Origin of the sequence: Pseudonocardia sp. KRD291 (genome assembly GCF_019263595.1) — a bacterium.
In the GTDB taxonomy this organism is placed as follows: domain Bacteria; phylum Actinomycetota; class Actinomycetes; order Mycobacteriales; family Pseudonocardiaceae; genus Pseudonocardia.
On the sequence record NZ_JADQDD010000281.1, the window covers coordinates 1 to 7,921 of the forward strand.

The 7,921-nt window shown below is 73.8% G+C and carries 8 protein-coding genes and 1 tRNA gene; 4 read left to right on the forward strand and 5 right to left on the reverse strand.

Annotated elements, in window-relative coordinates:
- Positions 1-464: gluconokinase (locus I4I78_RS27030; RefSeq protein ID WP_218614322.1), on the reverse strand; the 464-nt coding region annotated here is incomplete at its 3' end.
- Between the two features lie 129 nt (positions 465-593).
- On the opposite strand from I4I78_RS27030, the gene I4I78_RS27035 reads away from it, so the two are divergent.
- Positions 594-1,310, forward strand: a complete 717-nt coding sequence (locus I4I78_RS27035) for a FadR/GntR family transcriptional regulator (protein ID WP_218614323.1) — start codon at positions 594-596, stop codon at positions 1,308-1,310.
- 91 nt (positions 1,311-1,401) lie between these two features.
- Here the strand turns inward: I4I78_RS27035 and I4I78_RS27040 are convergent, their stop codons facing one another.
- The 3 genes from I4I78_RS27040 to I4I78_RS27050 all read right to left on the reverse strand — a co-directional run bounded on the left by I4I78_RS27040 (position 1,402) and on the right by I4I78_RS27050 (position 3,234).
- Entirely contained in the window at positions 1,402-1,740 is a 339-nt protein-coding gene (locus tag I4I78_RS27040; RefSeq protein WP_218614324.1) for a hypothetical protein, read from the reverse strand.
- 56 nt (positions 1,741-1,796) lie between these two features.
- On the reverse strand, positions 1,797-2,579 hold the full coding sequence (locus tag I4I78_RS27045) for an N-acyl homoserine lactonase family protein (RefSeq protein WP_218614325.1): 783 nt from the start codon (positions 2,577-2,579) through the stop codon (positions 1,797-1,799).
- 127 nt (positions 2,580-2,706) lie between these two features.
- Positions 2,707-3,234, reverse strand: a complete 528-nt coding sequence (locus I4I78_RS27050; protein WP_218614326.1) for a nuclear transport factor 2 family protein — start codon at positions 3,232-3,234, stop codon at positions 2,707-2,709.
- A gap of 94 nt (positions 3,235-3,328) precedes the next feature.
- Here I4I78_RS27050 and I4I78_RS27055 point away from each other — a divergent pair, with 94 nt between their 5' ends.
- Both I4I78_RS27055 and I4I78_RS27060 read left to right on the forward strand, forming a co-directional pair.
- Positions 3,329-4,081, forward strand: a complete 753-nt coding sequence (locus I4I78_RS27055) for an SDR family oxidoreductase (protein ID WP_218614327.1) — start codon at positions 3,329-3,331, stop codon at positions 4,079-4,081.
- Between the two features lie 63 nt (positions 4,082-4,144).
- Complete coding sequence (locus tag I4I78_RS27060) at positions 4,145-5,317, forward strand: MFS transporter (protein WP_218614328.1); 1,173 nt, start codon at positions 4,145-4,147, stop codon at positions 5,315-5,317.
- Here the strand turns inward: I4I78_RS27060 and I4I78_RS27065 are convergent, their stop codons facing one another.
- A complete protein-coding gene (locus tag I4I78_RS27065) occupies positions 5,318-7,309 on the reverse strand; it encodes a S9 family peptidase (protein WP_308252381.1) in 1,992 nt (663 codons plus the stop codon).
- An 86-nt stretch (positions 7,310-7,395) separates the two neighbouring features.
- Here I4I78_RS27065 and I4I78_RS27070 point away from each other — a divergent pair.
- Positions 7,396-7,468, forward strand: a tRNA-Ala gene (locus tag I4I78_RS27070).
- The last annotated feature ends 453 nt before the right edge of the window (positions 7,469-7,921 follow it).

A 7,921-nucleotide genomic window follows, 5' to 3' on the forward strand; every position in this document is an offset into this window, starting at 1 on the left:
GCGACGTCGAGCGTCGTGCCGGTCTCGTCCGGTCCGAGCGGCTCCAGGGTGGCGAGCTGGGACTCCAGCAGCGCGGCGGGCATGAAGTGGCCGGGCCGGGCGGCCATGCGGGCGGCGATCGTGGCCGGTGCGCCGTCCAGGTGCGCGAACGCGACGCCCGGTGCGTGCGACCGCAGCACGTCACGGTAGGCGCGGCGCAGTGCCGAGCAGCTGGTCACCGCCCCGGTCCCGGCCCGCGCGGCCAGCCACGCCCCGACGGCGTCGAGCCAGGGCGCACGATCCGCGTCGGTGAGCGGGACGCCGGCGCGCATCCGGGCCACGTTGGCCGGCGGGTGCAGGTCGTCGGCGTCGCAGAACGGCAGACCGAGACGGCCGGCGAGAGCGGCACCGAGCGTCGTCTTGCCGGAGCCGCACACCCCCATCACGACGATCAGCGGCGGCGGTGGGCTGAAGTGGGAGGTCATCGGCGTCCTCGTGGGTGGTGGTGACAGCGTCGCCCAGAGTGCGTCAAAAGTACTACTTATTCAATACTGGATCGAATAAGAGCAGGTATTTCCCGTCGTTGACCTTGAACTAGTCCGTCGTATGCCAGCATGACTGGCGTGAGCGAGACGGCACCGGGACTGCACGCCGGACTGGTCGACCGGCTCGGTGCGCTCGTCGTCAGCGGGGACCTGGGTGCCGGGCAGGTGCTCAGCGCCGAGGAGCTGGGGGCGCGTTTCGGCGTCTCGCGGACCGTCGTGCGCGAGGCCGTCCGTGTCCTGGAGTCGATGGGCATGGTGCAGAGCCGGCGCCGGGTGGGGGTCACGGTCGCGCCGCGTGAGCGGTGGAACGTGCACGACCCGCGGATCGTGCGCTGGCGCCTGGACGGCCCGGACCGCGACGCCCAGCTGCGCTCGCTGTCCGAGCTGCGCCACGGGATCGAGCCGGTCGCCGCGGCACTGGCCGCGCGTCGGGCCACGCCGGCGCAGTGCGGCGAGCTGACCGGCGCGGTGATGGAGATGGCCGTGCACGGTCGCGCCGGGGACCTCGACGCCTACCTGGTCGCCGACGTCCGGTTCCACGCCGTGCTGCTGGCCGCGTCGGGCAACGAGATGATCGCCGCGCTGGACGCGACGGTGGCCGAGGTGCTGGCCGGGCGCACCCGGCACCACCTGATGCCGCCGGTCCCGGAACCGGCCGCGATCCGGCTGCACGGCGACGTCGCCGAGGCCGTCCGCGCCGGCGACGCCGCGGCCGCCGAGACCGCGATGCGCGCGATCCTGGACGAGGCGGCCGCGGCGATGCGCCCGGTCACCGATCCGGGCTGACGTCCGGGTCCCCGTCGGCGACGTCGGCCGTGATCGGCGTCCCGGCAGCGATCTGCGCCGGATTCGACGCGTATCGCTGCCAGGACGACGATCACCGGGTGGCCGGCGGGCCCCCGGCGTACTGGGTGGTCACGGGACCGGCGGGGTCCAGCGTGCCGGCCCTGATCGCCGACTCCTGGTGGGCGATCTCCCGGTCCAGGGCCCGGTTGTCGCCGCGGGCGCGCGCGGAGAGCATCCGCGCCGCGGTCGGCATCAGCGTGCAGGTCCCGGGGACCCCGGCTCCGTGCCCGCAGCCACCGGCCGGGGCCTGCGTGGTGCGCGCTCCGGCGTCCGGGGCGGGGGAGCGGGTGAGCAGCGCCCCGCCGAAGCGGCGTCGCGCCGTCCCGGTGCAGCGGGCGCAGTCGGTGGTCGGCGGCAGCGGCCGGCTCACCCACCGATCCGTTCGCGCGCCACAGTCCGGGCAGCCGTACTCGACCAGCAGTGCCATCAGGAGATCGCCTCGCCGATGGTCCTGAGCTTGTTCCAGTCGTCGAAGTCGTGCTGGATGATGATCTCCGCATCGTGCGCGTGCGCGATCTGCTTCATCCGCCGGATCGAGTGCACGGCGTCGAGCGTCGAGTAGTCCGAGGGCATCGGCAGGTCGTTCTCCAACGCCTCCGGCACGTGCACGGTGTCACCGGTGAGCATCACGCTCTGGTTCGGCAGCCGGACCAGCGTCGAGGTGTTGCCCGGCGTGTGCCCGGGCAGCAACAGGATCTGGATCGCCCCGTCGCCGAACAGGTCCAGGTCGCCGGTCAGCGGGTGCCAGTCGACGTCGCGGACCGCGTCGATGTCGGCCGTCCGGAAGAACACCGAGGCGGCGGGCATCGGCCAGTAGGCGTAGGGCAGGTCCTGCGCCCCGATGTAGAAGCGGGCGTTCGGGAACACCTTCATGCCGCCGGTGTGGTCGAAGTGCGCGTGCGAGATGATCACATGGGTGACGTCGTCGGGCGTGAACCCGACGGTGCCCAGCTGTTGGTCGACCCGCATGTCGGAGGTGAAGTCCAGGCCGAGGTGGTCGGCCAGCTCGCCGTAGGTGCCGTGCGGGTCCTCGACCGACTCCGGGGCCAGACCGGTGTCGAAGAGCACCAGGCCCCGCGGGTGCTGGATCAGGTAGGTCGGGACCGGCAGGTGGATCTGGCCGGTCCCGCCGACCACGAGCAGCCCGCGGTCGAGGGTGAACTTGGCGCCGTCGAGCGCCCACAGCTTCGTTGCCGTGCCGGTCTTCATGGTGGTCTCCTCGGTGACTCGTGCCGAACGCGAGGTACGGCCCCGCCCTGCGGCGGGCACGGTCCCGAGCGTCTCACCGAAGAGAGCTCCTGTGTGAGCGATGTCTCACGATGGGGCAGGTGTCCGGTCAGAGCCGCATGTGGTGCCGGTCCGCGCCCGCCCAGCCCTGCTCCAGCGGCACCGAGTACCAGACCGTCATCGCGACCGAGTCGAACAGCCAGGTGCCGTCGTGCCGCCCGTAGCGGTCCGCGAAACGGGCGCTGACCACGAAGCTCTGCCCGTGGTAGACGGGCGTCGCGAACAGGTGGCTGGATCCGGTGGCGGTCTCGCCGTCGACCGCGATGGCGTGGGCGTGGCTGAACTGGCGGACGAACGGGCCGCCCTCACCGTCCGGGAGCAGCCGCGGGATCGCGCCGAAGAACTCGTCGATCGCCTGCCGCTCGGATGCCGAGCCGAGATAGTCGTAGTCCAGCTCGGCGTCGGCGGAGAACAGCCCGCCGATCTCGTCCCAGCGGTCGGTGTTGACGTAGTCGTGGAACCGGGTGCGCAGGCTCCGGATCTCCTCCCGGGACTCCAGTACGTCCAGCCGGTGGCGGACGGCGGCGAGCTCGGCGGCGATGTCGGGTGTCGGGGTCGTCGGATCATGCCCCGCCACCACGACGCTCGCGGAGCGGTCGCCGGGACCGACCGGCGGTAGGTTCGCCGGGAGCCGGGCGAGAGAGGTCCGGCCTCGACGAGAGGGGCCGGGCGTGGACCTGGGCATCGCCGGTCGGCGGGCGGCAGTGGCCGCCGCCAGCACCGGGCTGGGATACGCGAGCGCCGCGGCGCTGGTCGCCGAGGGCGTGCAGGTCACGCTGTGCAGCTCCGACGCCGACCGGGCACGCGCCGCGGCCGGGCGGCTGGGCCACGGGACGCAGGCGATGACGGTCGACCTCACCGACCCGGACGCCGCCGCGGCGTTCGTCACCGGCGCCACCGAGCGGATGGGCGGGCTCGACATCCTGGTCGTGAACGGACCCGGACCGGCGCCCGGCACGGTCTCGGACACCGCGCTGGGGGACTACCGGGCCGCGCTGGACCGCAGCCTGCTCGCCGTCGTCGGGATGTGCCTGGCCGCGACGCCCGGGATGCGCGCGCAGGGGTGGGGCCGGATCGTCGCGGTCACCTCGCTCGGGGTGCGCCAGCCGTACCCGCACCTGGCGCTGTCGAACACCGCCCGCGCCGGGGCGACCGGGTTCCTGCGGACCCTGGCCCGCGAGATCGCCGCCGACGGCGTGACCGTCAACTCCGCCCAGCCCGGCCTGCACGAGACGAACCGGGTGCGCGCCACCCTGCCCGACGAGGACGCGCTGCGCGGGGCACTGGCGAAGGTCCCGGCCGGGCGGCTCGGAGCGCCGGAGGACTTCGGGGCGGTCGTGGCGTTCCTGTGCTCGCAGCAGGCCGGCTACCTGACCGGGGCCGGTCTGCAGGTCGACGGCGGGGCGTACCAGGGGCTCATCTGACCCGCGGCGGCCCGGTCGTCACAGCCCGTAGGTTCCGGCGCGCCGGCGGGGCATGATGCGCGGGTGCGCGACGACGGGCAGCGGGTGTGGTGGGTCGCGTGTGGACTGTTGTTCGCGGCCGCGTTCGGGACGAACGTGCCGACCCCGCTGCTGCTGGTCTACCGCGACACCCTGGACCTCTCGCCGACCGTGCTCACCGCGATCTTCGGGGTGTACGCGCTCGGGCTCGCGCCGTCGCTGCTGCTCGGCGGGCCCGCCTCGGACCGGCTCGGACGGGTGCGGGTCCTGCTCCCGCTGACGCTGCTGGTCGGGCTGGCGTCGCTGCTGTTCCTGGTCGGCTCCGGCTCGCTGGCCACCCTGTTCGCGGCGCGGTTCGTGCAGGGGCTGGCGTCCGGTGCGGTGTTCAGCGTGGGCAGCGCGTGGCTGCAGGACCTGGCCGGACCCGCGCACGCCGCGACCGCGGCCCGCCGCGCGTCGATCGCGCAGACCGCCGGATTCTGCCTCGGGCCGCTGACGTCGGGTCTGCTGGCCGGGTACGGGCCGGCGCCGCTGACGCTGCCCTACCTGGTGCACGCCGCGCTGGTGCTGATCGCGCTGGTCGGGGCGCTGGTGGTGGTCGGTGTCGGGACGCCCGGGCGCGGTGGCCGCGACGGCGCCGGCTGGCTGCCGCGGCCGAACCTGACAGGGCCGGGCCGACGGCTGTTCGCCCGCGTCACGGTGCCCACGGCGATCTGCGTCTACGCGTTCCCGTCGGTGGCGGTCACGGTGCTGCCGCTGCTGCTGGCCGACGGGTCGTCGCTGGTGGTGTTCACCGGAGTGCTGTCCGCGGCCGCGCTCGGGGCCGGGACGCTGGTGCAGCCGTTCGCACACCGGCTCGGCACCCGGACCGGGCCGGTCGGGGCGGGGCTCGGCGCTCTCGGCTACGCGGTCGGGATCGTGTCCGGGGTGACCCAGGCCGTCCCGCTGACGTTCCTGGCCGGGGTGCTCCTCGGCGCCGGCGGCGGGTTGTGCCTCAACGCCGGGCTCGTGCTCGTCGCGCGGGTGTCCACGCCCGCCACCCGCGGCGCGTGCAACGGGCTGTTCTACACCTGGGCCTACGTCGGGTTCTCCGCACCGCTGCTGACCACCTCGTTCGTCGACGTGACGGAGCTGGCGATCCCGCTGGGGGTGCTCGTCGCGCTGGCCGGGGCGACGTCGGTGTGGCTCTGGTGGCGCTCGGCCGACCCCGTGGCCTGATCAGCCCGTCGGCACCTCGTCCGGAGCCGCGCCCCCGAGGTGGCGGGCGAAGAAGTCCAGGATGATCCGCGCCCGCGCCACCCGGTGCCGCGGTGAGCCGGTGCGCGAGAGCGTGTGGCCCTCCTCCGGGAACCGCCAGTACTCGACCGGCTTGCCGAGCATCCGCAGCGGCACGAACAGGGCGTCGGCCTGCTCGATCGGGCACCGCAGGTCGTTCTCCGAGTGCAGGATCAGCAGCGGCGTCTCGATGGCGCGCACGTAGGTGACCGGCGACATCCGCCGGTACACCTCGGGGTGCTCGACGTGGTCGACACCGATCTCCCAGCGGAACCAGGCCGCGATGTCCGAGCTCCACTCGGCCGACTCGAGGTTGTTCACCGCGCGCTCGCTGCACGCCGCGGCGAACCGGTCGCTGTGCCCGACCAGCCAGCTCGTCAGGAACCCGCCGTAGGAGCCGCCGAGCACGCCGACCCGGTCCGGGTCCAGGCGCGGGAACGCCGAGAGCGCCCCGTCCAGGGCCGCGACCACGTCGTCGGCGTCGATGCCGCCCCACCCGGTGCCGGGCTTCTCCGGCGCCTCCGGCGCGCGGATCGCCCGCGCCCACGCCTCGGTGGAGCCGGTCGAGCCGTGCGGGTTGCACCAGACGACGGCGTACCCGGCCGCGTTCCAGAGCCGGAACTCGTCGAGCCAGGTGGTCGCGTACTGCGTCATCGGTCCGCCGTGGATGGACAGCAGGACCGGTGCCGGCCCGTCGCCGTCCGGGAGCAGCACCCACGTGTCGACGTCGCCGTCCCCGGCGGGGGAGGGCACCGCGAGGTGTGACGGCGCCGGGCTCGGCACCGCGGCGTGGAACGGGTCGGTGAGGTGGGTGAGCCGGCGCTCCGAGCCGTCCGGGTCCAGGACGTGGAGCTCCGCGAGCCGGGACGAGGTGGCGGACAGGAACGCGGTCGTCCCGCCGGCACGGTCCACCCCGGACACGACACGGTCGCCGCCGAGCACGCGTTCCGGCTCACCGGACCCGTCGGAGGCGATCCGGTGGAGGTGCACGTTGCCGCGGTCCTCGACCGAGAACAGCACGTCCTCGCCGTCCCAGATCGGCGAGCGCGCGCCGGGCTGCGGGGCGCAGGTCCGGTCCAGCTCCGCGCCGAGCGCCCGCTCGGCCCCGGTGCGCGCGTCGACCACGGTGGGCGTCGCGTGCGCCGGCACGACCCGGCTGTCGTTGACCAGCGTCGCGACCCGGGTACCGTCCGGGGAGAACGACGGCAGCCGGTGCGACCGTCCCGAGGTCGAGAGCAGCCGCGGCGGCGTGCCCGGCTCGGCGTCCGGGTCGACGAGGTAGAGGTCCTCGTGCTCGCGCAGGTCCCAGCCCGGCTCCCGGGCCGCGACGACGGCCAGCGTGCGCGAGTCCGGCGACCACGCCGGCGACGAGTGCTCGAAGGGCCCGCCGGCGACGACCCGCGGCGCGGACGACCCGTCGACCGGCACCACGAACACGCTCGCCGGCCGGTCGATGATCCAGCCCTCGCCGTCGACCCGGGAGAACAGCCGGTCGATCCGGCGCGGCTCGCGCGCCCGCTCGTCCCCGGCGTCGTAGCGCGCCGTCCGCTCCCGCGACACGAACGCGATCCGCGACCCGTCCGGCGACCACGCCGGCTCCGCGATCGCCTCGACCCGCTCGCACACCGTGACCGTCTCGCCGGGCACCCCGACCGGGACGACCCGCAGCGCCGAGCCCTCGACGCCCTCGCCGCGACCGCTGGTGAACGCCAGCCGCAACCCGTCCGGCGACCAGACCGGCTCGTCGTCCCCGTTCTCACCCGCGGTGAGCTGGTACGGAGCGCTGCTGCCGTCCGCGGCGGCGAGCCACACCGCACTGCGGTAACGGTTGCGATCGAGGTCGACGCGACGGACGGTGAACGCGATCCGCCGCCCGTCGGGGGAGACGGCGGTGGAGCCGAGGGTGACCAGACGTCCGATGTCGAGAGGGTGCACGGGCGTCACGCTAGGGGCGGGCGACGGCGGTGGCGACCCGGTTCCGGAGCGCCCCGCAGCGCCATGTATCGTTCTTTTCATCGCAAGGGGCTGTGGCGCAGCTGGTAGCGCACTTGACTGGCAGTCAAGGGGTCAGGGGTTCGAATCCCCTCAGCTCCACCCACTGAGCAGTGCAAACAGTGCGGCAGTGTCTAAACTGCACCGGACGCGTGGTGCGAGTTGCACAGCTGAAGATCGATAGGCAGGGCTGGTGGTGAGCCCCCTTCGCTCTGCGGATCGCGGATCCTGCGGCAGGCGCATGGTTCATGCCTTGCGGCTTTGAGCGTGAGTTTGACGGGTACCGCCACGACGGTGATCGGGCCGGTGCCGCTCTACCCGAAGCCGGGTTTCTGAGAGTCCCAGGCCGTCATCCGGCCTGGTGTCAGGCTGTATCGGGGGTCGGCATCGCGCGGACTCGCTGCGGCGATGGCAGTGCGGGCTGCGAGGCGTCGAGGTCAGCTGGGACTCTTGTCGCAGGGCTGTGCGATGTCGAGCGCCGGCCGGGGGTGCGGCGTCGTCGCGACGTGGAGGGCTCAGATGAGGAGAGTGACTCCGGTGAGCACGGCCAGCACG

Excerpts from the sequence above, each read along its gene's own strand:
- I4I78_RS27035 (WP_218614323.1), top strand. The coding sequence starts at position 594 with ATGACTGGCGTGAGCGAGACGGCACCGGGACTGCACGCCGGACTGGTC.
- I4I78_RS27045 (WP_218614325.1), bottom strand. The coding sequence starts at position 2,579 with ATGAAGACCGGCACGGCAACGAAGCTGTGGGCGCTCGACGGCGCCAAG.